Origin of the sequence: Streptomyces sp. NPDC059092, assembly GCF_042756365.1 — a bacterium.
In the GTDB taxonomy this organism is placed as follows: domain Bacteria; phylum Actinomycetota; class Actinomycetes; order Streptomycetales; family Streptomycetaceae; genus Streptomyces.
This window is the reverse complement of sequence record NZ_JBHZEJ010000015.1, coordinates 25,344-48,680: the sequence shown is the minus strand read 5'-3', so window position 1 is coordinate 48,680 and position 23,337 is coordinate 25,344. Positions and strand designations below refer to the sequence as shown.

Annotated in this window: 23 protein-coding genes and 1 pseudogene; 13 read left to right on the top strand and 11 right to left on the bottom strand. The window is 71.6% G+C overall.

The window, feature by feature from the left end; genetic code table 11:
* Positions 1–54 precede the first annotated feature (54 nt).
* The 3 genes from groES to ACFXPL_RS12055 all read right to left on the bottom strand — a co-directional run bounded on the left by groES (position 55) and on the right by ACFXPL_RS12055 (position 2,052).
* Positions 55–363 carry a co-chaperone GroES gene (gene groES / locus ACFXPL_RS12065; RefSeq protein ID WP_023539274.1) on the bottom strand — a complete coding sequence of 103 codons (309 nt, stop codon included), beginning with the start codon at positions 361–363 and terminating at the stop codon, positions 55–57.
* Positions 364–658: 295 nt separating this feature from the next.
* Positions 659–1,024: a hypothetical protein gene (locus ACFXPL_RS12060; RefSeq protein ID WP_384916526.1), complete on the bottom strand. Its 366-nt coding sequence runs from the start codon at positions 1,022–1,024 to the stop codon at positions 659–661.
* On the bottom strand, positions 1,021–2,052 hold the full coding sequence (locus ACFXPL_RS12055) for a polysaccharide deacetylase family protein (RefSeq protein ID WP_384916523.1): 1,032 nt from the start codon (positions 2,050–2,052) through the stop codon (positions 1,021–1,023). The genes ACFXPL_RS12060 and ACFXPL_RS12055 overlap by 4 nt, the downstream gene beginning before the upstream one ends.
* Positions 2,053–2,134: 82 nt before the next feature.
* On the opposite strand from ACFXPL_RS12055, the gene ACFXPL_RS12050 reads away from it, so the two are divergent.
* The 8 genes from ACFXPL_RS12050 (at position 2,135) to ACFXPL_RS12015 (ending at position 8,590) form a co-directional block, all read left to right on the top strand.
* Positions 2,135–3,448, top strand: a complete 1,314-nt coding sequence (locus tag ACFXPL_RS12050; protein WP_384916521.1) for an SAM-dependent methyltransferase — start codon at positions 2,135–2,137, stop codon at positions 3,446–3,448.
* Between the two features lie 29 nt (positions 3,449–3,477).
* Positions 3,478–4,011, top strand: a complete 534-nt coding sequence (locus ACFXPL_RS12045) for a pyridoxamine 5'-phosphate oxidase family protein (RefSeq protein ID WP_384916518.1) — start codon at positions 3,478–3,480, stop codon at positions 4,009–4,011.
* Positions 4,012–4,171: 160 nt separating this feature from the next.
* On the top strand, positions 4,172–4,567 hold the full coding sequence (locus tag ACFXPL_RS12040; RefSeq protein WP_384916515.1) for a WXG100 family type VII secretion target: 396 nt from the start codon (positions 4,172–4,174) through the stop codon (positions 4,565–4,567).
* Between the two features lie 52 nt (positions 4,568–4,619).
* Complete coding sequence (locus ACFXPL_RS12035) at positions 4,620–4,922, top strand: WXG100 family type VII secretion target (protein ID WP_384916513.1); 303 nt, start codon at positions 4,620–4,622, stop codon at positions 4,920–4,922.
* 203 nt (positions 4,923–5,125) lie between these two features.
* On the top strand, positions 5,126–6,856 hold the full coding sequence (locus ACFXPL_RS12030) for an RNase A-like domain-containing protein (protein WP_384916511.1): 1,731 nt from the start codon (positions 5,126–5,128) through the stop codon (positions 6,854–6,856).
* A gap of 19 nt (positions 6,857–6,875) precedes the next feature.
* On the top strand, positions 6,876–7,604 hold the full coding sequence (locus ACFXPL_RS12025; RefSeq protein ID WP_384916508.1) for a hypothetical protein: 729 nt from the start codon (positions 6,876–6,878) through the stop codon (positions 7,602–7,604).
* A gap of 40 nt (positions 7,605–7,644) precedes the next feature.
* Positions 7,645–7,944, top strand: a complete 300-nt coding sequence (locus ACFXPL_RS12020) for an RNase A-like domain-containing protein (RefSeq protein WP_384916505.1) — start codon at positions 7,645–7,647, stop codon at positions 7,942–7,944.
* Between the two features lie 10 nt (positions 7,945–7,954).
* The gene (locus ACFXPL_RS12015; RefSeq protein WP_384916502.1) at positions 7,955–8,590 is read left to right on the top strand and encodes a contact-dependent growth inhibition system immunity protein; all 636 of its coding nucleotides are present in this window, start codon (positions 7,955–7,957) and stop codon (positions 8,588–8,590) included.
* A gap of 61 nt (positions 8,591–8,651) precedes the next feature.
* On the opposite strand, the gene ACFXPL_RS12010 is transcribed toward ACFXPL_RS12015, so the two are convergent.
* Positions 8,652–9,029: a hypothetical protein gene (locus tag ACFXPL_RS12010; protein WP_384916499.1), complete on the bottom strand. Its 378-nt coding sequence runs from the start codon at positions 9,027–9,029 to the stop codon at positions 8,652–8,654.
* Positions 9,030–9,100: 71 nt separating this feature from the next.
* Positions 9,101–9,745: a hypothetical protein gene (locus ACFXPL_RS12005; protein ID WP_384916496.1), complete on the bottom strand. Its 645-nt coding sequence runs from the start codon at positions 9,743–9,745 to the stop codon at positions 9,101–9,103.
* Positions 9,746–9,943: 198 nt separating this feature from the next.
* Between ACFXPL_RS12005 and ACFXPL_RS12000 the strand changes: the two genes are divergently transcribed.
* Positions 9,944–10,456, top strand: a complete 513-nt coding sequence (locus ACFXPL_RS12000) for a DinB family protein (protein WP_384916493.1) — start codon at positions 9,944–9,946, stop codon at positions 10,454–10,456.
* A gap of 46 nt (positions 10,457–10,502) precedes the next feature.
* Here ACFXPL_RS12000 and ACFXPL_RS11995 read toward each other — a convergent pair whose 3' ends face one another.
* Positions 10,503–11,135 carry a hypothetical protein gene (locus tag ACFXPL_RS11995; RefSeq protein WP_384916490.1) on the bottom strand — a complete coding sequence of 211 codons (633 nt, stop codon included), beginning with the start codon at positions 11,133–11,135 and terminating at the stop codon, positions 10,503–10,505.
* A gap of 125 nt (positions 11,136–11,260) precedes the next feature.
* Between ACFXPL_RS11995 and ACFXPL_RS11990 the strand changes: the two genes are divergently transcribed.
* Complete coding sequence (locus ACFXPL_RS11990; RefSeq protein ID WP_384916487.1) at positions 11,261–15,511, top strand: amino acid adenylation domain-containing protein; 4,251 nt, start codon at positions 11,261–11,263, stop codon at positions 15,509–15,511.
* Here the strand turns inward: ACFXPL_RS11990 and ACFXPL_RS11985 are convergent.
* Positions 15,495–16,346 carry a helix-turn-helix transcriptional regulator gene (locus tag ACFXPL_RS11985; RefSeq protein ID WP_384916484.1) on the bottom strand — a complete coding sequence of 284 codons (852 nt, stop codon included), beginning with the start codon at positions 16,344–16,346 and terminating at the stop codon, positions 15,495–15,497. The genes ACFXPL_RS11990 and ACFXPL_RS11985 overlap by 17 nt on opposite strands.
* Before the next feature lie 413 nt (positions 16,347–16,759).
* Here ACFXPL_RS11985 and ACFXPL_RS11980 point away from each other — a divergent pair, with 413 nt between their 5' ends.
* Positions 16,760–17,299: an NUDIX domain-containing protein gene (locus ACFXPL_RS11980; protein ID WP_384916481.1), complete on the top strand. Its 540-nt coding sequence runs from the start codon at positions 16,760–16,762 to the stop codon at positions 17,297–17,299.
* An 88-nt stretch (positions 17,300–17,387) separates the two neighbouring features.
* On the opposite strand, the gene ACFXPL_RS11975 is transcribed toward ACFXPL_RS11980, so the two are convergent.
* Together ACFXPL_RS11975 and ACFXPL_RS11970 are read right to left on the bottom strand one after the other, a co-directional pair.
* Complete coding sequence (locus ACFXPL_RS11975; RefSeq protein WP_384916479.1) at positions 17,388–18,674, bottom strand: RNA polymerase sigma factor; 1,287 nt, start codon at positions 18,672–18,674, stop codon at positions 17,388–17,390.
* Between the two features lie 155 nt (positions 18,675–18,829).
* Positions 18,830–19,180 carry a YciI family protein gene (locus tag ACFXPL_RS11970; protein WP_384916476.1) on the bottom strand — a complete coding sequence of 117 codons (351 nt, stop codon included), beginning with the start codon at positions 19,178–19,180 and terminating at the stop codon, positions 18,830–18,832.
* 273 nt (positions 19,181–19,453) lie between these two features.
* On the opposite strand from ACFXPL_RS11970, the gene ACFXPL_RS11965 reads away from it, so the two are divergent.
* Positions 19,454–20,923 carry a ricin-type beta-trefoil lectin domain protein gene (locus ACFXPL_RS11965; RefSeq protein WP_384916473.1) on the top strand — a complete coding sequence of 490 codons (1,470 nt, stop codon included), beginning with the start codon at positions 19,454–19,456 and terminating at the stop codon, positions 20,921–20,923.
* Positions 20,924–20,980: 57 nt separating this feature from the next.
* Here ACFXPL_RS11965 and ACFXPL_RS11960 read toward each other — a convergent pair whose 3' ends face one another.
* Positions 20,981–21,607: a TetR/AcrR family transcriptional regulator gene (locus ACFXPL_RS11960; RefSeq protein WP_384916470.1), complete on the bottom strand. Its 627-nt coding sequence runs from the start codon at positions 21,605–21,607 to the stop codon at positions 20,981–20,983.
* Positions 21,608–21,723: 116 nt separating this feature from the next.
* Here ACFXPL_RS11960 and ACFXPL_RS11955 point away from each other — a divergent pair.
* Positions 21,724–23,016: pseudogene (locus tag ACFXPL_RS11955) on the top strand (cytochrome P450).
* A 36-nt stretch (positions 23,017–23,052) separates the two neighbouring features.
* On the opposite strand, the gene ACFXPL_RS11950 reads toward ACFXPL_RS11955, so the two are convergent.
* Positions 23,053–23,331 (bottom strand): hypothetical protein, encoded by a 279-nt coding sequence (locus tag ACFXPL_RS11950; protein WP_384916467.1) that lies wholly within the window; start codon positions 23,329–23,331, stop codon positions 23,053–23,055.
* Positions 23,332–23,337 lie beyond the last annotated feature (6 nt).

The window sequence follows — 23,337 nt, the reverse complement described above, 5'->3', positions numbered from 1 at the left end:
ATTCGCAGGGGGGCCAGGGGCGCAGCTCAAAAGCAAAAGTAAATCTTGGGTGAGTTACTTCTCGATGATCGCGAGCACGTCGCGAGCCGAGAGGACGAGGTACTCCTCGCCGCTGTACTTCACCTCGGTGCCGCCGTACTTGCTGTACAGAACGACATCGCCGACGGAAACGTCGAGCGGAAGCCGCTCGCCGTTCTCGAAACGGCCCGGGCCCACAGCCAGGACGACGCCCTCTTGGGGCTTCTCCTTGGCAGTGTCCGGGATGACCAGGCCAGAGGCCGTGGTCTGCTCGGCGTCGAGCGGCTGGACCACAATGCGGTCCTCTAGCGGCTTGATGGCAACCTTGGTGCTGGCGGTCGTCACGATCCGACCTCCCCCTTCGGAGATCTCACGGGGTTAACTGTCTGAGGGTGGCGACCAGATGGACCCGTCGTCGCGGGTGCCGGATCCGTCAGTCGCGCTTTGGCACTCTCCAATGGGGAGTGCCAGAACTGACACTATGGCCGCGATTAGCACTCGGTCAAGCGGAGTGCCAATACGGATGATCGCGGCGCGCCCTCCCGAGGGGGAAACGCGAGCGGAAGGGCCATCGTTCCGCACGCGGGTACGGACCCGGAACGTGCGTACGGGCCGAGGCGCACGGGGACGTACGTACGGTTCAGTCGGTACGGGACGCTTCCAGCGCCGGTGCCCCGCGAGCCGCCCCCTGGACCGCCCCCTGGACCGCGCCGTGAACCGTGCCCTGGGCCAGGCGCGCCACGCCCCGGCACTTCGCCGTCCGCGCCCCCGTCCGCCCCTGCGGCGCGGGACGCCCGCAGTCACGGCGTACGACCACGGCGCGCGCGACCGGCTCCGGCGCCCCCGAGGCGCCCCGGCCCCCTCGGATCTCCCGGACCTCCGGGGCGACCTTCTGCGCGGCCTTGCGACCGAGCCGCTCGATGGGGTCCACCGACTGCGCGCAGCCGGCGGTGAGGAACGCACCGGCCGCCAGCACTCCGGCCAGCAGCCGGTGCGCGGGTCTCATACGTAGTCCTCCAGCCTGGCCACGGCGTACCCCTTGTCCGTGATCACCTTCATCGCGTGCCGGATCATGTCGGGCATGGTGCCCTTCCAGTCGTCGCGGCCACGGAAGTGCGTGAGGACGATGTCGCCGGGGTGCAGGTCCCGGTCCCATTCGCGCCACTCCATGTGGTCGGGATAGGCCTCGGCGGTCCAGAGCGGCACGGCCCGTACGCCGCAGGTCTTGGCGGCGCGCAGCGTGTCGTGGTTGTAGTTGCCGTACGGCGGCCGGAAGAGCGTGGGGCGCTTCCCGTAACGCTTCGCCAGCTTGTCCTGCTGGTCGCAGATCTCGGTGCGCTGCTCCTCGTAGGAGAGTCCGGGCAGGTAGGGGTGGTTGAGCGTGTGGTTCTGGATGGTGACCCCGCGGTCCTGCATCCGCTTGAAGTAGCCGTAGTTGTCGTTGATGACGTAGTCGCTGAGGAAGGCGGTGTACGGGATCTTCAGCTCGGTCATCATCCGCAGCAGGTCGGGATCCTTCTCCGAACCGTCGTCCATCGTCAGGAAGACGACCCGGTCCTTGACCGGGACGGTGGTGAAGACGGGCGGCAGGTTCTCGCCCTCCCCCTCGTCCTCGATCTCGAAGCCCTTCCGGTTGGCGATCTCCGGCTTGGCGGCGGGCGCGGGGGGCGCGGCCAGGGGCGTACTGGCGAGCCCCCACTTCTTCGCCGCGACGGCGCGCGCGGCCTGCGTGCGGCGCGTCTGCTCGGCGTACGAGAGCGTCCCCGCGCCGCCCGCCTTCTGCCCGTCGGGCGCGCCGGGGGCCGCCTGGCCGTGCTCACCGGGCCCGCCGTGCTCACCGGGCCGGCCGTGCCCTGCCCCGCCCGCGGAGCCGCCCGCCCCGGAGGCGCAGCCCGAGCCGACCGCGGCGACGAGCAGTGTCGCCAGGGCGGCGGCGCACCGTCTGCCGCGTCGGGACCGGATGTTCCGGGGCGCCTGAGCGGCGATGTGCGCCCCAGCCGCTTCCTTTTGTTCCTTTTGTCTTACTAGCTGCATGGCGCCGCATCCTGTCAGCGCGTGGAGCCTCCGCCCTGCCGACACCGCCGCCCGACGCACACCATCCCTCGCCTGGCCCACAATGGACCGGGTGACCGACCGCGCCCCCTCCTCCGCCCCCGCCTCGACGCTCGCGCCCCTGCTCTCCCCCGAGGGCCAGGCCCTCCTCGCCGAGCTGCGCGACCACGACCCCGCCGGGGAGCTCGCCCTCGCGACCCGGCTGCGCCGCGATCACCCGGCCGAGCTGGTCTCCGCCGCGCTGGCGCAGGCACGGCTGCGCCAGCGCGCGGTGGCGAAGTTCGGCGCGGCGGACGCGTACCGCATGTACTTCACGCCGAACGGCGTCGAGCAGGCCACACGCGGCTCGGTCGCCGCCTACCGGGCGGCCAGATTCCGTACCCTCGCGGCGCCGGAAGGCGGGGACGCGCCCCGGATCACGGACCTCTGCTGCGGCGTCGGCGGAGACGCGATCGAGCTGGCGCGGGCGGGCTTCGCCGTCTCCGCCGTCGATCTCGACCCGCTGACCTGCGAGATGGCCCGATCGAACGTACGGACCCTGGCCCCCGGCGGCCCGCCCGCGACCGTGACACGCGCGGACGTCCTGGAGTACGACCTGACCGCGGCCACCACCCTCTTCATCGACCCGGCGCGGCGCGGCGGCCGGGGCAGGATCTTCGCCCCTGAGGCGTACTCGCCGCCGCTGTCCTGGGCGGTGGAGGCGGTACGGCGGGTGGGCGCGGGCGCGATCAAGATCGCGCCGGGCATTCCGCACGAGCTGGTCCCGGACGACTTCGAGGCGGAGTGGATCTCGGACGGCGGTGATGTCAAGGAGGCGGTGCTCTGGTACGCGGGCAAGCGACCGCGGGCAACGACCTCCTCCTCTTCCGTCCCCCCTGTCACCCCCGGCACCCGCCGCGCCACGCTTCTCTCCCCCCGCACCTCGCCCACCGCCCCCACCACCCTCGCGGGACGCGGCCTGCCCGACCCGCCCGTCCGCGCGGTCGGCCGCTTCCTGTACGAGCCGGACGGCGCCGTCATCCGCGCGCATCTCGTCGCGGAGGTCGCCGAGGAGCTGGACGGGCGGCTGATCGACGAGACGATCGCGTACCTCACCGCCGACGGACTGCGCCCCACCCCGTACGCCACCGCCTACGAGATCACCGATGAACTCCCCTTCAACCTCAAGAAGCTCAAGGCGCTGCTGCGCACCCGCGAGGTCGGCGTACTGACGGTGAAGAAGCGCGGCTCGGCGGTGGAACCGGAAGAACTGCGCCGCCGCCTCAAACTCAAGGGCCCGCACGCGACCACGGTCTTCCTGACCCGCGTGGCCGGCGCCCCGACGATGCTCCTGGGCCACCCGGCCACCGCCACCACCCCTGTCGGCCCGCCGGAATAGCCCCGGCGCACCGGCAGTTGGCACGCAGCATGGCAGCCGAAGAGACCACCGGAACGACCACGGGGACAACTGGGACCACCGGTGCGGAAAAGGTGCGGAGCGGCGGCCCCGGCCCCCGCGCGCTGACCGACGCGGCGCTCTCCGATTTCCTCGGGGAGCGGCAGTTCGGAACCCTCGCCACCGTCAAGCGTGACGGCCACCCTCACCTGACGACCATGGTCTACCACTGGGATCCCGAGGAACGGACCGTACGGTTCTCCAGCACCGCCGACCGCCTCAAGGTGCGCCAGATCGGGCACAACCCGCTTGCCGCGCTGCACGTCTCCAGCGACGACCACTGGACCTTCGCCGTCGCGGAGGGCGAGGCCGAGGTCTCCGACCCCACCACCACGCCCGGCGACGCGGTCGGCCGCGAACTGCTCACGCTGCTCCCCGCCGCCGCCCGTCCGAACCTCCTTGAGGACGAGACCGCGTTCTTCGCCCAGCAGGTCGCCGAGCGCCGTGTCGTCATCCGGCTCAGGGTCGGACGGCTGTACGGAACCGCCCTCGACATCGCCGGGTGACGGGGAACGACGGTGCGTCAGCCGACTCCGTCCTCCGTAACTCCCCTTGTGACAGGGCCCGTACCACGGACAACGTTGCTACGATGTTTCGCTTATTGAGGGATCATCGGACGGCCGGGTGATCGGCGCGGTGGGAACCAGCGGCGAAACGGGGACTGAGATGGTGGACCAGCCGAACCTCGATGTGTCGAGCGACGACCTCACACTTCTCTCCGGTGATCTCGACGAGATGCAGCGCCATCTGGACCAGCAGGTACGGCGGATGGACGCGATCGTCGACCGGATCGAGGCCGGCTGGCAGGGCTCGGCCGCCAAGGGCTATCGCGCACTGCACCAGGGCGCGGCCGAGGACGCCGTACGGATCCGGGAGATCCTCGCCGTTCTGGAACGCGCGACCCTGCTGAGCCGGGACGGTTTCACCGAGCAGGAGTTGGAGGTACTGCGGCAGATGCGGAGTGTCGAGTCGGCGGTCGACGTGGCACGGGAGGCACGGGACTTGTCATCGGAGCCACCGCCACAGACTCCGCCGCCCCAGAGCCGTCTGGACTCCCTCTGACCCGCGCGACGGACCATCCGCTCGTCTTCACCACAGTACGGGGGTACAACACGTGCCGGACGACGACCTCATCAAGGTCAGTTTCACCACCCTGCGCGACCTCGCCGGCGAGCTGGAGGACATCCTCAAGCAGCTCAACGAGCGCCTGGACACTCTCTACGACCGCACCGAGAAGGCCGTCCTGACCTGGCAGGGGGAGGCCCGCGACGTTTTCGTCGACGAACTCGACAAGTGGGACCGGTCGATGCAGGACCTCCAGGCGGCCCAGGCCTGGCTCCATGAGGTCGTCACCACGGGCCACACCAACTACGCCGCCGCGCACCGGGCGGTACTCCGCGGCTGGGGCGCCGCCTGATGACCACCCCGCCGTCTCCTGGTCCGACGCCTGCCCCTCCTGGTCCAACCCCTTCCGCGCCCGGCTCCTCCGCCCCTTCCGCACCGGACGGGAGCAGGACGCCGGAGCCCACCCCGGGATCCCTCGAAGACCCGAACGGCCAGGACATCTCCCGCGAGGACACCAATTCCGCGCGCCGCAAGCGTGCCCAAGAGCTGAAGGACTTGAAGCCGCCGCCACCGGACAGTGGCGGTGGCTTCGACATCAGGGCATCACACGTCTACTACACAGCCGAACTGCTGTGTGACGAGCAGTTCGCCTTCTATTCGGCGGCGATCCGGCTGTCGGACGACTCCGATCAGGGACAGGCCGCGGGAAAGGGCGAAGGACCCGACGCCTTCGCGGCCGCGTACGACAAGGTGGCAAAGCTCTTCCTGGAGGTCTGGGGCAGAAGTATCCGGAGCATCGGTGGGGTATCGGTCGGACTCACCCAGACGGCCAATCACTACCAGGCCTCGGACTGGTACGCCAGGAGGCAACAGGGTCCGCCGCCCCGGAGGGAGTTGCCGTCCGTTCTCGGCAATATCCGCTGCAAACCCGTCACGTCCGTCAAGTGGACGGGGACGGGGGACGACAGCGACATACCAGGCGTCGCGGAGGCGGGTAATTTTCCCGATCTCGTCGCCGATCTGGCCCGCCCCGCCATCAAAGAAGGCCTCAGACTCGGAAAGACGCACGACATCACGCCGGGCGCCGACGCGGAAGGTCTGCGGAGTATCGGCAGCGCCTGGCACCGTGCGGGCGAGGACGCGAAGAAGTCCGCGAAGAACTTCGCCGACATCATCAGCTATCTGACGGACGAGGGGAACAGCGAGTGGCAGGCCGCGATGAACGGCTTCTGTCAGTCGATCTGGGGCACCACGGCCTGGGGGGAGCCACGGAACCCGGACGGTACAGCGGTACCCAAGGGCGCGTCCGGGGGCCGGGAATGGCGGACCAACCCGTCGAAGAAGCCCGGCGAGCGGCAGCCCATCATCGAAGTGCTCCAGAAAACCGCGAACGCGGTGAAGAAGGAGTTCGATCTTTTGGCGACCGTCAAGGACACCACCACAGAGACCACCTCCCGGCTGGGCGGCGAGGCCGCCAGGGCCACGGCGAGAGATCTGACCGACCTCGACCTCGGGGAGCTCACCCGGCTCGCGGCCGGCGCGGCCTTCATCGAGATCGTTCTCACCTTCCGCTCCTACATGGACAAGTCGGGAGTGGACGCCGCCGTGGACAAATACCAGAAGGCGTTCCACGAATCGGCCACCGCCCTCCTCGGCCTCCTCCCCGAACTGGAGGAGGCGTATCAGAGCGCGCCGACGTACGAGGCGCAGGAGGCCCGGGCGGAGGCGTTCGGCGCACGCTCGATGGACGAGTTCAAGCCGCGTCATCGGTGGACGAACGAAGGCGACGCGGCTCAGGGCATCTACCAGATCGACCTGGCGTCCAGCGAGTGGCTGAACAACTCCCACACGGTCAACAAGCACGTCGGCCTGACCGACGACCAGCTCGCGCAGCGTCTGCGGGACGATCTGAAGAAGCCACCGCGGCCGGGAACGGAATGGCCTCACGGACAGCCCATGCCTGCCAGGGCATCCACGTTCACGGATCTGGACTCGGCCCAGCGACTGACGCAGTACACGATCGACAAGAACTCGGCGAAGATCGAGAGTTGGCTCGCCGGCCAGCCGGATCCCCAGAACAAACGCCTGGACATCACCGTGCCCCATCCGGCGAATCCGGATGAGATCAGTGGACGCGCCATCGACAAGTTCGAGATGAAGAACTCCCCCTTCCCCTCGGACAAGGCCGTGGATGTCAAAGGAGTGGAGACGCGTCTCGCCTATGATCCCGACCTCGACCCTCCTTTCACCGTAGTGACGTCCATGCCGATGACCCCGAAGAAGTGACCCGGAGAAGAGGATCGCCGTGCTGAGCCAGGGAGCCAGGGAGTACTTCCGCCTGTCCGGGGCCCGAGCCCTGCTGGCCGCGTTCGCCCCCGAGGGCGTACCCGACGACGCCGTGCGGCGGAATGCCGTGCTGGCCCCCGTGCTTCGAGGCTTCTCCTACGCGGAGCAGGGCGGTGGCCGCAACCTGTACGAGGTGGCCGACCAGATCCGCACCGTCGCCGACCTCTTCGGTGCGGATCCGGCGGGCGCTTCACCGGCGCTGAAGAACATTCCCCACGTGATCCCGATGGAAAGAACCCCGGCGGTTCTGCGCGAGGTCGCCGTCCACGTCGAGGAGTGGGGCTCTCTGCCCTGGGCACGGAAATTCGCTGATGCGGCCGCGACCACCGGAGAGCTCGCGCTCCGCTTTCCCCGGCTGGGCCGCCTCCTCCCCGTCTACTTCGGCCAGGACGGTATCGCCGTCTCCGACGAGATGAGCGGCTCCAGCGCGGAGGAGCAGCTCGCCATGGTGATCGACGATGTCCACCCCGCCTGTCCCTGGCATCTGCCGGGGGTGGCCGGCGAGTGCCAGGAGGCCCTGGTCCTCTTCCGGAACGACGAGGAGACGATGGACCGGTTCTTCTCCAGCGCGCTCAACGGAGGGTCGGGGACCTTGGACTTCGTGGAGTTCTTCCCGGCACTCGCGCAGGCGTGCCTGGACCACCTGACACAGTCCCACCCACCTCTGTGGGAGTGGCAGGGAGCATGAAGCGCGCGCAACGCCCACCGCACAGGACGAGATGACGACGATGCGAACCCGATCCGCCGCCTACCCCGACCGCGAGACCGCCCAGTGGGCCACTCAGCAGGTCGTCACCCGGAACGAACAGGTCATTCACCGCTGGCTGGCCCAGTCCACCCGGCAGCGCCTGGCCATCGAGGCGGCCTGGCCGTCCCGGTCCGAGCCCGTCGGGAGGGTCCTTCTGCAGGCCATGATGCTGGCCGGGCGGGACGCCGTCGACGTACGGGCGGCCCGTGTCGTCCTCAAGCGGGACACCACCGTCCCCCACGGGTTCACCGTTCACGCCACCTTCCCGATCTACCTCTGAGGTCCGCCCCGTGTCCCTGAAGCCGCTCGAACACGACCGTAAGTACGGCGAACTCGACGAGGTCGTACGCGCCCACCTCGGCCGGACCGCCGGGGACGAGGAGGCGCTGACCGCGTATCTGCGGCACGTCTGGCGGACCCGCCCCTGGGCCCTCGCCGTCGCCGAACACCAGCTCCGGGAGTACGCGGCGAACCCGCCGGGGCGGCTCCGGCTGCGCCTGGGCGAGTTCTACCCCGTCCCCGATGTCGGTCTCCCCGACTCCGGGATTCAGGACTGGCTGCGGGAGCTCGCCGACCGCGTCAAGCAGAGCGTCGAGACCGGCGAAGCCCCACGGCCCGCCACACCGCAGACGCACTGGGAGTGGCACGCCCGCTTCCCTGAGCTCGCCCAGTTCCTCGGCGGCTGGTTCTCCCAGGACATGCCGGACGAGTTCCCGGACCATGACGCGGCGCTCCAGGACTATCTCGACACCACGGACCCCGGCTTGGCCGCCCGCCTCGCGGGTGAGCTGTACGAACTGCTGGCGCTGCCCCTCACCGAGTCCGACCACGCCCTCGCCGCGGCGGAACTGGGCATGGAGGTCGACCCGCCGGCGCCGTACTCCCCCAGCGGCTGGCTCGGCAGCGTCGCCGCGCGGCTCGGCTGACCGCGGTCGGCGGGATCCGTCGCTCCGCGGTGGTCGGCCGAGGTCCGTCGCTCCGCCGTGGTCAGCCGAGGTCCGTCAGTTCGTCCGCGTAGATCTGGGAGAGCGGCTGCGGGCCGACGTACTGCTGGCAGTTGCACTGTCTGCGCTCGTACCGCAGCGGCTTCTTGTTCTCGTCCCACTCCGTCGGCGCCTCGACGTCCTCGTGGCACTTGCCCTGGCGGTCGTGTTTCGCCAGGTGGTGTGAGCAGCCGCAGACGGGTTCCGGGGGTTTCTGGGCCTCTTCCAGGGCGTGACGTTCGGCCTGGCGCTCGCTCTCCGCCAGTTTGAAGCGTTCGATTCTTCGCTCATGCCGGGTCTTGAGCGCGGTCCTGCCCGTGTCGGCCACCCAGCCGAAGCCGCCCACGATGAAGAAGACGAAAATCCACCAAAGCCAGTCCATCCGCCGCCCCTTACACCTGAATGGCGCATGCGTTCCCTCCTCAGGATAGGACCGTGGGCGTAGGAACCGCCTCAGCGATGCGCGCCTCCGCCCCGGCGGGCCGGGACCGGATTCTGGAACGGCGCTGACCAGCGGCGCTGCGAGAGCGACTGGGCGAGGCCGAGAACTCCGGTGAGCAGGACCGTGGCCCCGAGCCCGGTCAGGTACGTCGTGCCGCTCACCTTCGACGCCCTCGACGACGCCTCGGCCAGGGCGAGGCCCACCACGATCGCCCCCGCCAGGCAGAGCGCCACCGACGGCAGCAGCCACAGCACCGACCTCCGGTGCGACAGGGACTGTGCCTCGCTCACGGGCGCGGGGTCGAGGTCCGCCCACTCCTCCAGCCGCAGCCGTATGACGCGGCCCCTGTGCAGCCAGAATCCGAGCGCGACCGCCGCCGGGACGAACAGGACCGCCGCGAGGACCAGGGCCACGATTCCGGACACCGGGTCGAAGCCGCCCTCGCCGAGGCTCTGGATGGCCAGCCCGACGCACGCCCAGCCCAGCACGGCGACCGCCGCCAGCAGCCACAGCAGCAACAGCCGCGCGATCCCCAGACCGCGTCTGCTCAGCTCCGCCAGGGCCATGGACCGGTCGGCGAGGCGGGCCGCGTCGTCGGGCCAGGAGCGCAGTTCCTCGGGAGGCGGGGGCGGCGGCAGGGGCCGGCGGGTGATCATGCGGCAGAGGGTAGCGGGGCGGCTCGGGGCCGCTCCGTCCGGGAGGCCGTTCGGCCGGGGCGTCCGGTGGCCTCGGGCAGCGTGGTGCGCGTCAACTCCGGTGCGGGCCGGGGCGTACGACGGTAGCGTCGCCTTCTCCGCCTCCGTGAGCCCGGACGTACGGATGACCGTACGTCCGTCACTGCCTTGGGATACGCCATGAACTCCGCCACCGAACGCACCATCCCGCCCGCCACCGCCGGTGAGCGCGAGATGCTGCGCGGCTACCTCGACTTCCACCGCGCCACCCTCGTCCTGAAGACGGACGGCCTCTCCGACGAAGAGCTGCGCCGCTGTTCGACGCCGCCCTCCACGCTCTCCCTGCTCGGCCTGGTCCGGCACATGGCGGAGGTGGAGCGCGCCTGGTTCCGGCGTGTGATCAACGAGGAGGACATCCCGCTCGTCTGGTCGGCCGAAGGTGACTTCCAGGTGGCGTACGACGCGAGTACGGCCACCCGCGAGGAGGCGTTCGCCGCGTGGCGTACGGAGGTGGAGCACGCGCGCCGGATCGAGGCCGCGGCCGACTCCCTGGACGTCACGGTCCATGCCGCGCGCGCCGGGAAGGAGGTGTCGCTGCGGATGGTGATGCTGCATCTCATCCACGAGTACGCCCGCCACAACGGCCACGCGGACCTCCTCCGCGAGGCCGTCGACGGCACGGTGGGCGTCTGAACACCCGTCTGAACACCCGTCTGAACGCCCGCCCGGGGGCGCGGTCTCAGCGGGCCGGCGTCTCCGGTACGACCAGCCGCAGCGCCCAGCGGTAGTGCGCCACCGCCCGCGCGACCCCGATCAGCCCGGCGATCCACAGGACGGTGCCCGCACCCATGGCGTAGGCGACCTCCGCGTACGTGTCCTCGCCCCGCTGGGCCGTGGCCGGGACGACGAACGCGAGCCACAGCCCCGAGGCGCCCGCGGCGAACGACGTCAGCAGCCAGCTCAGGCTGCGCCCCGGCATCCGCAGCCGCGCGTCGCCCTCCGGGTCGCTGTCCAGCGCCGCCCACCGGGTCATCAGCCCGCGCATCACGCGCTCCCTGCGGACCGAGAGGCCGAGGAAGACCCCCGCCGGGATCAGCGCGCCGAGCCCGAGCGCCAGGACGGGCACGGTGAGCACGGCACTGAGCGGGTCCATGCCGTCGCCGAGCGCGACCAGTACGCCGCCGATCAGCGCCCACCCGAACTGCACGCCCAGCACCAGCAGCCAGAAGACCACCAGCGCGGCCGGCCCCAGGCTGCGTCCGCCGAGATGGGTGAGCACCCCGGCCCGGTCCGCGAGCAGTGTCGCCCGGTCGGGCCAGGAGCGCAGGTGCGCGGGCGGTGGAGGCGGCGGCAGCGGCGTACGGCGTGACATGTGCACGAGGCTACCGACCGGGCGTCCCCCGCCCGCGCCCGCGTCGTGTTCCTTCGGGATGCGGCGCCGGGGGTACGCCGGTTCACTGGGGGGAGCGGCGGCCGAGGCGATGAGGGGCACACGTCATGACCAGGCTCGTTGACGGGGCAGGCGGGACGTCGCCGGCGGTGGACGGCAGGCGCCTGCACTTCGTCTTCGAGTCGGCCTGTGACCGTACGCCCTCGGCTCCGGCTCTGGAGTGCGGGCAGCAGGTGCTCTCGTACGCCGAACTCGACGCGCGCGCCAACCGCCTGGCCCGCTATCTGCGGGGGGCCGGGATCGGGCCGGGGGCCCGGGTGGCGATGGTGCTGCCACGGTCGGTGGACCTGTACGTGTGCCTGCTCGGGGTCGGCAAGGCCGGCGCGACGTTCGTCCCGGTCGATCCGGCGTCCCCGCCGGACCGGGTCGCGTACATCGCGGAGGACGCCCGCGTCGACGCCGTACTGACCCTGACGGGGCTGATGCCCTCCATGAACGGCTCGGCCCGCCGGGTGATCACGCTGGACGCGTGCGCGGGGGACATCGCCCGCCAGTCCGCCGCCCGCCCGGACCCGCCCGGGTCCGGGCCGGGGTCGGGATCCGGGTCCGGGTCCGGGTCCGGATCGCCGCCAGGGTTCGCGCCCGCGTTCACGTCGGTGTCCGGCGCGGGGGCCGGGGATCCCACCGCGTACATCATGTACACCTCAGGCTCGACCGGCAGGCCCAAGGGCGTGGAGATCGCCCAGTCCAGCGTCTGCAACTTCCTCGACGTCGTGACCCCGGTGTACGACGTGCGCCCCGACGACCGGGTGTACCAGGGCATGACGATCTCGTTCGACTTCTCCATCGAGGAGATCTGGCCGACCTGGTCGGCCGGCGCCACGCTGGTCGCGGGCCCGGAGGGCTCCGGGCGGCTCGGCGTCGAACTCGGCGAGTTCCTCGGCGACCGCGGGATCACCGTTCTGTACTGCGTACCGACCCTGCTGGAGACCATCCCGTACGAACTGCCCCGCCTGCGCACCATCGTCGTGGGCGGCGAGGCCTGCCCCGCCCCGCTGGTCGAGCACTGGAACAGGCCCGGCCGCAGGATGCTCAACACCTACGGGCCGACCGAGACCACCGTCACCGCGACCTGGACGACGCTGCGGCCGGGGCGGGCCGTGACCATCGGGAGGCCGCTGCCGACGTACTCGGTGGTCCTGCTCGACGAGCGGCGGCGGGCCGTCTCCCCCGGCACCGTCGGGGAGATCTGCATCGCGGGTCCCGGTGTCGCCCGCGGCTATGTCGGGCTGCCGGAACTGACCGCCGATCGGTTCGTCACGCACCCGCTGGCACCCGGGGGCGGCCGGCTGTACCGCACCGGGGACCTCGGGCGGGTGCGGGCGGACGGGGAGATCGAGTTCCTGGGCCGGGCCGACGACGAGGTGAAGATCCGCGGCCACCGGGTCGATCCGGGCGAGATCGACAGCGTCCTGCTGGAGGACGACGCGGTGGAGGAAGCCGTCACCGTCCTGACCGCCACTCCGGCGCGCGCGGGCCAGGCGCCCGGGGGCGGACGCGAGTTGTGCGCCTACGTCGTCCGCGCAACGGGCCGGGCGGAGGGACCGGACGGACCGGACGGACCGGACAGACCGGATGGACCGGATGACGATGCTCTGATCGCGCGGCTGCACGAGCGGCTGCGGCGCCGGCTGCCCGCGTACATGGTGCCGACCCTGGTGGACATCCTGCCCGAGCTGCCCCTCATGCCGAGCGGCAAGACGGACCGCAAGCGGCTGCCCGCCCCGACCGGCCGGCGGCTGGTGGGTGGCGGCCACGTGGTGGCGGCGGAGGGGGAGTTGGAGACGGGGGTACGGGACGCCTGGGCCCAGGTGCTCGGGGTCGAACCCGAAGAGCTGTCGGCCGAGGCGGACTTCTTCACCGACCTCGGCGGTCACTCGCTGCTCGCGGCCCAGGTCGTCTCGGTCCTGCGCGACCGGGACGTCGGGGCGAGCACCGCGCTGCGCGACCTCTACGCGTACCCGACCGTACGCGGCCTCGCCGCCCGGATCGCCACCGTACGGACCGCCGCCGGGTCCACGACGGCAGGGCAGCCGGAGAGTGCGCCCGCGCGTCCCGCGCCGGTGCGCCACAGCAGCCGGCGTATCGCGGTCGCGGGGGCGGTCCAGGCGGGCGTGATCTACCTGGTGATGCTCGTCCTCGGCCTGCCGGTGGCGTACGTGTACAGCCGGCACGGCGGAGTGATCTCCCTCCGGTCGTCGGCGCTGGCGACGGCCGGGGCCGGCGTGAGCTATCTGGTGGTGCGCTGGCTCCTTCCGGTCGCGCTTGTACGCCCGCTGTCGGCGGGGATCCGGCCGGGCCGCCACCCGTTGTGGGGCCGTACGTATCTACGGCTGTGGACGGTGCACCTGCTGCTGGCCCTCGGTCCGCTGCCGGCGCTGAGCGGGTCCCCGCTGATGGCCGCCTATCTGCGGCTGCTCGGGGCGCGGATCGGCGCGCGCACCACGATCGCCACCGGCCTCATCACCCTGCCGGCCATGGTCCGCGTCGGCGACGACACGTCGATCGGCTACGGCGTCCTGCTGTCCCCGTGGCGGGTGGCGGACGGCTGGGTCACGGTCGCGCCGACCGAGATCGGGGCGCGCTGCTTCGTGGGCGCCAACGCCGTCCTCGAACCCGGCGCGCGCATGGGGGCCGGGGCCGGGCTCGGCGAACAGTCCGTCATCGGGCCCGACCGGACGGTGCCCGCGGGCGCGTACTGGTCCGGCTCCCCGTCCCGCGCGGCGGACCGCCCGGACCGCCCCGGTGTCGAAACCCCATGTGAGGCCGACATGCGGACGGCCGACGCTCACACGACCGACGCGCGAACGGGCGACGCTCACACGACCGACGCGCGGACGGCCGACGTACGTGCGCCCGGAGTGCAGGCCGCACCCGACGTACCCGCGACCGGTGGCGGCTGGCGGCGGCGCCATCTCGCCGCCTCGCTCGTCGGCCTGGTGGCCCTGGAGGCCGCCGCCCTGGCGACGACCCTTCCGGGCATCGCCCTCTTCTGGTGGGCGGCGCTGACCTGGGGCACCCCCGGCGGCTTCGGCGCGACCCTGCTGTACGGTCCGGTCTTCGTCGGCACCGTCTGCTGCACCGTCGCCGTGGGCAAGCGGCTGGTCCTGTCGAGGACGCCCACCGGTGTCCACCCGGCGCACTCCTGGCTCGGGCTGCGCAAGTGGGTGTCGGACAAGCTGCTGGAGCTCAGCCTCACCTACACCAACGCGCTGTACGCCACCCTCTACACCGCGCCCTGGCTGCGGCTCCTCGGCGCACGGATCGGCCGGCGCGCCGAGATCTCCACCGTTTCGCACGTCGACCCCGACCTCCTCACCCTCCGCGACGGCAGCTTCGTCGCGGACCTGGCCGGCATCGGGGCCGCCACCTACGAGTCCGGCCGGGTCACCTTCGGCCCCACCGAGGTCGGGCGGCGCGCGTTCGTCGGCAACGCCGCGCTCGTACCCGCCGGTACGCGCACCGGGGCGGGGGCCCTGGTCGGCGTGTCCACACTCCCGCCGCCGGACGGGGTGCCCGACGGCACCACCTGGCTGGGCTCGCCCGCGCTCCGGCTGCCGGTACGCCAGAGCAGCGGCTCGTTCCCCGAGGAGCTGACGTTCCGCCCCGCCCGGGGCGCCGTACTCGGGCGCCTGGGCATCGAGTTCTTCCGCGTCACCCTGCCCGCGACGGTACTGAGCTGCGGCGTCTACCTGTATCTGCTGGCCCTGTCGTGGCTGACCGGCCGGCCGGGTCTCCTGGTGCCCGTCCTCGTGACGCCGGTCCTCCTGGGAGCCGCGAGCCTCCTGGTCATCGCGTTCTGCGCGGCGGCCAAACGGCTGGTCGTCGGTGTCTACCGGCCCCGGGTCGAGCCGCTGTGGAGCCTGTTCGTACGCCGTACCGAGTTCGTCACCGGTCTCTTCGAGGCCGCCGCGGTCCCCGCCGGGGTGGCCTTCCTGATCGGCACGCCCTATCTGCCGTTCGTCCTGCGCCGGTTCGGGGCGCGGGTCGGCAGAGGCGTCTGGATCGGCACCACCTTCCTCACGGAGTTCGACCTCGTCGACCTCGGGAACGACTGCGCGATCGGTCTGCGCGCGTCGTTGCAGACCCATCTGTTCGAGGACCGCGTCATGAAGATGTCGCGGGTCACCGTCGAGGACGGTGCGACCGTCGGCGCCCGCTCGGTCGTGCTCTACGACTCCGTCGTCGGCGCGAACGCCCAACTCGGCGCGCTCTCACTGCTCATGAAGGGCGAACACCTCCCGTCGGGTACGGACTGGTCCGGTATCCCGGCGGAGGCCGTCACCGGCTCTCCTTGAGGAGATCCCGGATGTACTTCCGCGAGGCGGAGGGCGAAAGGGCGGCGGCCGTGAACGCGTCCCACACGCGTGCGTATGCCTCGACGTCGGCCCGCGTCTCCAGCAGCGTGCCGCCGGTGACATGCTCCAACCACGCGACGTCGACGGACGGTTCGCCCCGGAGCGAGAGCAGCGTGAACGGGGTGTACTGATCGGCCGGGACCGCCGCGTCGAGGGGCAGGATCCGGAGGTCGACGGCGCTGCGCCCGCCCATGTCCAGCAGGTGCTCAAGCTGCTCCCTGACCACCTCCCGGGACCTGCTGATGCGGTGGAGGACGGACGCCTCGACGATCGTACGCAGCCGGAAGTCCTGCTGTGGGCCGAGGAGTTCCTGCCGTTTGGTGCGGGTCTCGACGAACGGGGCGATCTCCTGCGCCGGGAAGCGGGTCCCGAAGATCTCCCGCATGTACGCGCCGGTCTGGAGCAGGCCGGGGAGCACCGCCGGGTCGTACTCGCGCACCAGGTCGGAGTCGGCCTCCAGCGTGAGGTAGTCCCGGAGCGAGTCGTGGAGCTGAGGGCCTTCACCGCTCCACCAGTCCACCTTGTGGATCTCCTTGGCGAGCCGTTTGATGCTCGCGATGTACGCCGTGTCGTCGATTCCGTAGAAGTCCAGCAGGACCGTCAGATCGAGCGGCCTTATGCCCCGCTTGCCGTTCTCGATCTGCGAGATCTTCGGCTGCCCGCACTGAAGCTTGTCGGCGATGTCCTGGACTTTGTATGCCCGTTCGAGGCGGAGTCGCTTCAACTCGTTGCCGAGCCGCCTGCTGCGCACCGTAGGCATGTCACTGTGAGCCATGCACCCATCGTGACGTGCCACCGCTCCGCGCAGAGATGTCTTCGAGGCGGATTCACTCGTCAGTATGAAGCGCCGGGGGCATATCTTGCCCCGCCAGGAGAAGCGATTTCGCCGCGCACCTGGACGGACTGGGACGTATCCGCGATGAACTGGTAGAAACATGGCGTCATGACAAACACGCCGGTGGCCGCCGTGGCCTCCTCGTCACACCGACCGAGGCCCATCTGTCCGTCACCGTCAGTGATTTCGCTACGGCCGTTCCAGCGAAGTGAGCCCGTTCCTCCACGGCGGGGGACGGCCGAGGGCTGATGCTGACCGAGGAGCCGACCGAGCACCGGGAGGGACCGCTTCCAGGTCCCGGCCCGAGCCCGGTTGCGGGTCCAGGTCCGAGAGCGCAAGGAGTTGAGCTGACCGTGGCTGTCGAAGCGAGCGCCATCATCAAGGAGTTGAACCACTACCTGCTTGGCCACCCTGACGAGACGTCGTCGACGATGCCCCTGTTCGACGCGTTGCTGGACCACTCCAGGCAAGGGCTGTGCCTGCACCACGGGAGCTGTCCGGTGGTCAGGGCCGGTGCCATCCTGATGGACGAGCAGGGGCGGGCGCTCGCCCTGCGGTACGGCGACGCCTGGGGGTTCGCCGAGGGCGCCCCCGACCCCGCGGACCAGTCGCTCAGCCGCACCGCGACCCGTGTGCTGGAGGAGTTCGCGGGCGTCCAGAACGTCTGGACGGCGCCCGGCGAGGAGGGCCCGATCCTGGTCGACGCCTCGCCCGCCGCGCCCGAGGACGGACGCCGCACCCGGTACGGCTTCCGCTACCTCTTCCGGGCGCACTCGCGCGTCCTCGTCCCCGCGATGACCGCGCTGGGCCGGGCGCGCTGGACCTCGCTGGACGAGATCGGGCCGCCGCTGCTCCGTACGCGGCTGAAGGACCGGCTGGCGGTGTCGAGATGAGCCCGACCGCGCAGCAGATCGCTTACGTACTGGCCGTGTTGGCGCTGGGCGGATCGCTGGCGCTGGCGATCTGGCGGAGCTGACCGGGCTACGGGGTCTCCCGCGCCCCGGGTGGACCGAGTGCGGCGGCGCGGCGGCTGAGCAGGTCGCGCTCGCGTTCGTTACGGGTGAGACCGGCCGCCCGTTCGAACTCGGCGCGCGCCTCGGCCGTACGGCCCAGCCTGGCCAGCAGATCGCCCCGGACGCTGGGGAGCAGGTGGTACGTCTTCAGCGCCGGGTCGTCGGCGAGGGCGTCCACCAGGGCGAGTCCGGCCGCCGGGCCCTCGGCCAGGGAGACGGCGACGGCGCGGTTCAGTTCGACCACCGGGGACGGTGTGAGCGCGGCGAGCCGGCCGTACAGGACGGCGATCGCGGGCCAGTCGGTCTCCTCGTACGTCACCGCGCGGGCGTGGCAGGCGGCGATGGCCGCCTGGAGGGCGTACGGCCCCGGCGCGGCGCCCGTACGCGCGGCGAGGGAGCCCGCGTGGGTGAGGGCCGCGAAGCCGCGCCGGACGAGGAGCTGGTTCCAGCGGGACCGGTTCTGGTCGGCGAGCAGGACGGGCGCGCCGTCCGGTCCCGTACGGGCGGGCGTCCGGGACGCCTGGAGCTCCAGCAGGGCGGCCAGCGCGTGCGCCTCGGGCTCGTCGGGCATGAGGCCGGCGAGCACCCGGGCCAGGCGCAGGGCGTCCTCGCAGAGGCCGGGGCGGAGCCAGTCGTCACCGGCGGTGGCCGAGTAACCCTCGTTGAAGACCAGGTAGATGACCTCCAGGACGGAGGAGAGGCGCGCCGCGCGCTCGGCACCGTACGGCACCTCGAACGGCACGCCCGCCCTGGCGAGGCCGCGCTTGGCGCGCACGATGCGCTGGGCGACGGTCGCCTCGGGGGCGAGGAAGGCGCGGGCGATCTCGCCGGTGGTGAGCCCGCCGAGGAGGCGCAGGGTGAGGGCGATGCGGGCCTCGGTGGAGAGGACGGGGTGGCAGGCGGTGAAGATGAGGCGGAGGAGGTCGTCGTCGATGTCCTCCCCGATGCCTCCGCTGCCGGTGCCGGTCAGCGCCGCGTCGGGGGTCTCGGGGCCGGGGGCGTCGGTCAGGGCGCGGCCGACCTCGGCGAGCTTGCGGGCGTACGTCTCGCGGCGGCGGACGAGATCGATCGCCCGGTGCCTGGCGGTGGCCATGAGCCAGGCCCCCGGCCTGTCCGGGACGCCCGACTCCGGCCACTGCTCCAGCGCCGCGACGAGGGCGTCCTGCGCGATCTCCTCGGCGATGCCGATGTCGCGGACGATGCGCGCGACGACCGCGATGATCTTCGCGGACTCGATCCGGAAAACGGCTTCCACGGCGCGGTCCGCGCCGCACGCGTGATCCGCCCCGTCCGTGCCGTCGGCGTGCTCCGCCCCGGTCCGCCCGTCCGGCCTGTCTGCCCCGTCTGCCCTCACGGGCACCCATCAGAGCACACCCGCCGGACGGGGGCGCGGCGAACCTCGCGGGCGGGTTACTCGGCGATCTGCCGGACCTCGCAGGTGATGTCGAACTCGCCTTCGTGCACCTCCACGAAGCGCCGCGCCCACTCGACGGCCTCGGCCTTGTCCTTCGCCTGCATGATCGCGTAGCCGCCGATGACCTCCTTGGCCTCGGTGAAAGGCCCGTCGGTGACGGTGAGCTTCCCGCCGTCCTGACGGACCCGCACCCCGTCGGAGGTCGGCGTCAGCCCGGCGGTGTCGAGCATGACACCGGCCTTGGTGATCTCCTCCAGCAGCGCGCCCATGCGCTGCTGGAGTTCGGGGCTGGGGCCGCCCGTCGCGGTGGCCTCGTCGATACGGATCAGGGAGAGATAGCGCGGCATGGTGACTCCTCGGTTCGGGGCGGGCTGTTTCCCGCCTCTCACCTCTTACGTCGAACGGGAGACGGCCGGATCGACACACGCCGGGAAATTCTTTCCAAGATCTTTCGGATGTGCCGTCGGGTCTGGACGCGGGCGACATCGCGGGGCGCGCGCGGCGATGTCACGGTGGAGGTCCGGCGGTGTTCCTTCGGGCAGCGCGCGACGCCCTCCTGGTCCGCGATCGTGCCCCTGGGCCGCTGCTCATCGTGCCCGCCCGCCTCTAGGGTCGGCAGTGTGAGCCTATGGACTTCCCTCGAACCTGCATCGACGACCATGGACGCGGGCGCGACCAGATCCGTGACGCTGCGGCTGCGCAACACCGGTGACGTCGTCGATGAGTACCACTTCGTCCCGGTCGGCGACCTCGCACCGTACGCCACCGTCGAACCGACCACCCTGCGGCTCTACCCGGGCACCACCGGTACCGTCGCCATCACCTTCGCGCCGCCGCGCACCCCCGACTCCGCGGCGGGACCGCATCCGTACGGGGTGCAGGTCGTGCCGACGGAGCATCCGGACGCCACGACGGTGGCCGAGGGCAACATCACCATCACCCCCTTCTCGGAGCTGCGCGCCGAACTCGTGCCGCCGACCGTCAAGGGCCGGTTCCGGGGGCGGCCCAAGCTGGCCGTCGACAATCTCGGCAACGTCAAGCTCACCGCGTCCGTCAGCGGCAGCGACAACGGTGACCAGCTCTCGTACGAGATCCTGCCCGGCAGTGTCCAGATCGAGCCGGGCCGCGCCGCGTTCGTCAAGACGACGCTGAAGCCCCGTCAGATCACCTGGGCGGGGCAGAAGCAGGAGCGGCCGTACACGCTGGACATCCGCAGGTCGGGCGCGGAGCCGACGCCGGTGGAAGGGATGTACGTGCAGCGCGGTGTGCTGCCGTACTGGCTGATGACGGTGCTGAGTCTGCTGCTGGTGCTCACGATCACCGGGCTGATCATGTGGTTCAACTACCGGCCCGCCGTGCGGAGCCTGGCCAAGGAGAAGGTCGAACCGGTCGCCGCCCAGTCCATCAAGCCCTCCGACTCCCCGGCGCCGAAGCTGCCCGAGGCGCCCAGCGCGCCGGAGACCCCGGAGCAGCCGCCGGCGCCGTCGGAGGACGCGGGCGACGGCGACGGCGAGAAGGACTCCGGAGGAGGGGGCGAGGAGAAGGAGAAGAAGGACCCGGCGTCGCGTACCCGCGTCCAGATGAGGGACATACGCACGGACAAGTGCGCCGACATCCTCGGCCGGGAGAGGGGCGCGGTGAACGGGCCGGTCAAGCACTCGATCTGCAACCCTCCGGACGAGGACAACCAGTTGTGGAACCTTGAGGTGCGCTACGAGAACAAGAGCCCCAAGGGGACCAGCCTGTTCCAGATCAGGAACGCCACGGACGAGCTGTGCATGGACCTGGGGGGCTACGGGCCCGTGGAGTCCGGGACGCCCATCGGCGAGTTCCACTGCGACGGCACCACCAACGACAACCAGCTCTGGTGGCTCGACCGCCAGCCCAACGGCGGCGACACCCTGTCCCACTACTGGATACGCAACTCCGCCAGCAACGACATGTGCCTGAAGCTGACGCGCTTCGACCCCGCTGTCGACGACTACGGCAAGGACGCGGCGCTCGTGGTCATGAAGTGCACCGAGGGCGACGGCGGGGCCTGGAAGTTCATCACGGAGAAGCGTGCCAAGGAGCTGGCACAGGGCGGCTGAGCTCCGCTCGCCCGTACAGCGGGCGAGCGGTGACGGACGGCGCCGCCACGGACGGGCTCATCCGGGGCCGTGGAGTTCACCCAGCGCCGTACTCAAACCGTCGGAAGTGAGGGGCTCGCCCGGCAACGGGCGGGCCCCTTCGGCGCGCAGGCCGTCCAGGAAGAGCGCGAGCAGCCGACGCCAGGATCCGGACGCGGCCGTCTCCGCCGCCGGTACGGCGCGGCCCAGCGCCGCCAGCGCGAACAGCACGTCCTCGACCGACACGTCGCCCCGTACGGTGCCGTCCCGGCGGCACCGTGCCAGCAGGGCGTCGACCGTCGCGGCGTTGTGGAGGTGCAGCGCCTCCAGCGTGGGGACGCCCGGCATGGCCGTCGTCATCAGGTCCGTGACGCCCCGGTCCGTGGCCAGCCCGGCGAAGGTGCGCTCCAGATAGGCCGTCAGCCCCGCCCAGGGGTCCACCGCCTGCCGGGCGCGCTCCCCGGCCTCGATGGTCGCGGCGAGCCCTTCGCCGAAGACGGCCTCGATCAGCGCGGCCCGGTCGGGGAAGCGCCGGTAGAGCGTGGCGTTGCCGACCTCGGCCCTGCGGGCGATCACATCGAGCGGGGCCTCGACGCCCTGCTCGGCGTAGACCGCGCGGGCGGCGGCGATCACCCGCTCCCGGTTGCGCTGCGCGTCCTGTCTCACGGCCGTACCGTACCGTGACGCCGCCAACCGTGGAGCACTCCCCACTTCCTGTTATCGTCGGACCCGGAAAGTGGGGAGCTTTCCCCGCTTAAGATCTCCGGCCCCGGGAGCCCGCCATGCCCACCCACCCCACGAACCCCACGAACCCCCTCAACCCGCCCGACCCCACCGGTGACGGGGTACGCGCCGAGGACGCCGGCGCCGAGGACCTCGCCCTGGGCGACCGGCCCGGCTTCACCGCCGACCCCTACCCCCGCTACGCGCGGCTGCGCGACGCCGGCACCGTCCACCCCGTACGTCTCCCCCTCGGCGCGCCCCAGTGGCTCGTCACCGACGGCGCCACGTCCCGTGCCGCCCTCACCGACACCGCGCGGATGCGCAACGACATCCGCCACTCCTCCTCCTGGAAGAGCGACGGCGGCCACGCCGTCGGCCGCAACATGCTCCAGGTCGACCCGCCCGACCACACCCGGCTGCGCCGCCTGGTGGCCCGGGAGTTCACCGCACACCGCGTACGGGCGCTGCGCCCCCGCGTCCAGGAGATCGCCGACGGGCTGCTCGACGCCGTGGAGGGGGACGGCCGGGCCGATCTCGTCGACGCGTACGGCTTCCCGCTGCCGGTCACGGTCATCTGCGAGCTGCTGGGGGTCCCCGTCGCCGACCGGGAGCCGTTCCGTGCCTGGTCGGCGGCGATCGTCGCCGCGACCGGCCCGGAGGCGGGGCAGCGCGCCAACCAGGAGATGACGGCGTACTTCCTCGGCCTCATCGAGGCGAAACGCGCCCTCCCGGACACAGCCGCGGAGAGCGATCTGCTGCACGCGGTGATCCACTCCACCGACGAGGACGGAACCGGATCCGGGGACCACCTCGACACGGAGGAACTGCTCGGCATGGCCTTCGTGCTGCTGGTCGCCGGGCACGAGACCACCGCGCACCTGATCTCCAGCGCCGTCCACCACCTGCTGCGCCACCCCGACCAGCTCGCCGCGCTGCGCGCCGACTGAACGCTGCTGGACGGTGCGATCGAGGAGACGCTGCGGTACGAGCCGCCCGTACAGGCCACTTCGTACCGGCACACCGCCGAACCCGTCACCCTCGGCTCCACCCGGATCGCCGCGGGCGAGCCCGTCATGTTCTCGATCGCGGCGGCCAACCGGGACCCCGCGCGCTTCCCCGACCCGGACCGCTTCGACATCCACCGCGACCCGGCCGTCACCCGGGGCCACCTCTCCTTCGGCCACGGCATCCACCACTGCCTGGGCGCCCCACTGGCCCGCCTGGAGGGCGCCATCGCCCTGCGCACGCTGCTGGAACGTTTCCCGTCCCTGACCCTGGACACCGGAGCAGCGTCCCCCGACTGGCGCCCCGGCCTGCTCCGCGGCCTGAACCGGCTGCCGGTCCGCTGGTAGCCGGGCCGCGCGGCGCCCGGGCATCCTGGAGCCGGCTCAGCCCTCCGGGGGCTCCGGGATCTCCTCGCCGAGCGCCTCGAACCGCCAGCGGTGGACCGGGCGGGCGATCAGGTCCGGGGCCGGGTCGGGGAGTTCGGGGCGGTCGGCGTCGTACGGGCCGTGCCACCAGGTGATGACCAGGACCCGGTCCCCCGGGGCCCGGAACAGTTCGCGGCGCAGGGGCGCGTACGGGAGTTCGTACGCGCCCGCCCAGGCCAGCAGTTCCCCGCCCCGGCCTGGTGCGGCCTTGGCCTCCCACATCAGCGCGACCGTCATGTCTGC

Excerpts from the sequence above, each read along its gene's own strand:
- ACFXPL_RS12060 (WP_384916526.1), bottom strand. The coding sequence starts at position 1,024 with ATGAGACCCGCGCACCGGCTGCTGGCCGGAGTGCTGGCGGCCGGTGCG.
- ACFXPL_RS12055 (WP_384916523.1), bottom strand. The coding sequence starts at position 2,052 with ATGCAGCTAGTAAGACAAAAGGAACAAAAGGAAGCGGCTGGGGCGCAC.
- ACFXPL_RS12050 (WP_384916521.1), top strand. The coding sequence starts at position 2,135 with ATGGACCGGGTGACCGACCGCGCCCCCTCCTCCGCCCCCGCCTCGACG.
- ACFXPL_RS12045 (WP_384916518.1), top strand. The coding sequence starts at position 3,478 with ATGGCAGCCGAAGAGACCACCGGAACGACCACGGGGACAACTGGGACC.
- ACFXPL_RS12040 (WP_384916515.1), top strand. The coding sequence starts at position 4,172 with ATGGTGGACCAGCCGAACCTCGATGTGTCGAGCGACGACCTCACACTT.
- ACFXPL_RS12020 (WP_384916505.1), top strand. The coding sequence starts at position 7,645 with ATGCGAACCCGATCCGCCGCCTACCCCGACCGCGAGACCGCCCAGTGG.
- ACFXPL_RS12010 (WP_384916499.1), bottom strand. The coding sequence starts at position 9,029 with ATGGACTGGCTTTGGTGGATTTTCGTCTTCTTCATCGTGGGCGGCTTC.
- ACFXPL_RS12005 (WP_384916496.1), bottom strand. The coding sequence starts at position 9,745 with ATGATCACCCGCCGGCCCCTGCCGCCGCCCCCGCCTCCCGAGGAACTG.
- ACFXPL_RS12000 (WP_384916493.1), top strand. The coding sequence starts at position 9,944 with ATGAACTCCGCCACCGAACGCACCATCCCGCCCGCCACCGCCGGTGAG.
- ACFXPL_RS11995 (WP_384916490.1), bottom strand. The coding sequence starts at position 11,135 with ATGTCACGCCGTACGCCGCTGCCGCCGCCTCCACCGCCCGCGCACCTG.
- ACFXPL_RS11990 (WP_384916487.1), top strand. The coding sequence starts at position 11,261 with ATGACCAGGCTCGTTGACGGGGCAGGCGGGACGTCGCCGGCGGTGGAC.
- ACFXPL_RS11985 (WP_384916484.1), bottom strand. The coding sequence starts at position 16,346 with ATGGCTCACAGTGACATGCCTACGGTGCGCAGCAGGCGGCTCGGCAAC.
- ACFXPL_RS11970 (WP_384916476.1), bottom strand. The coding sequence starts at position 19,180 with ATGCCGCGCTATCTCTCCCTGATCCGTATCGACGAGGCCACCGCGACG.
- ACFXPL_RS11950 (WP_384916467.1), bottom strand. The coding sequence starts at position 23,331 with ATGACGGTCGCGCTGATGTGGGAGGCCAAGGCCGCACCAGGCCGGGGC.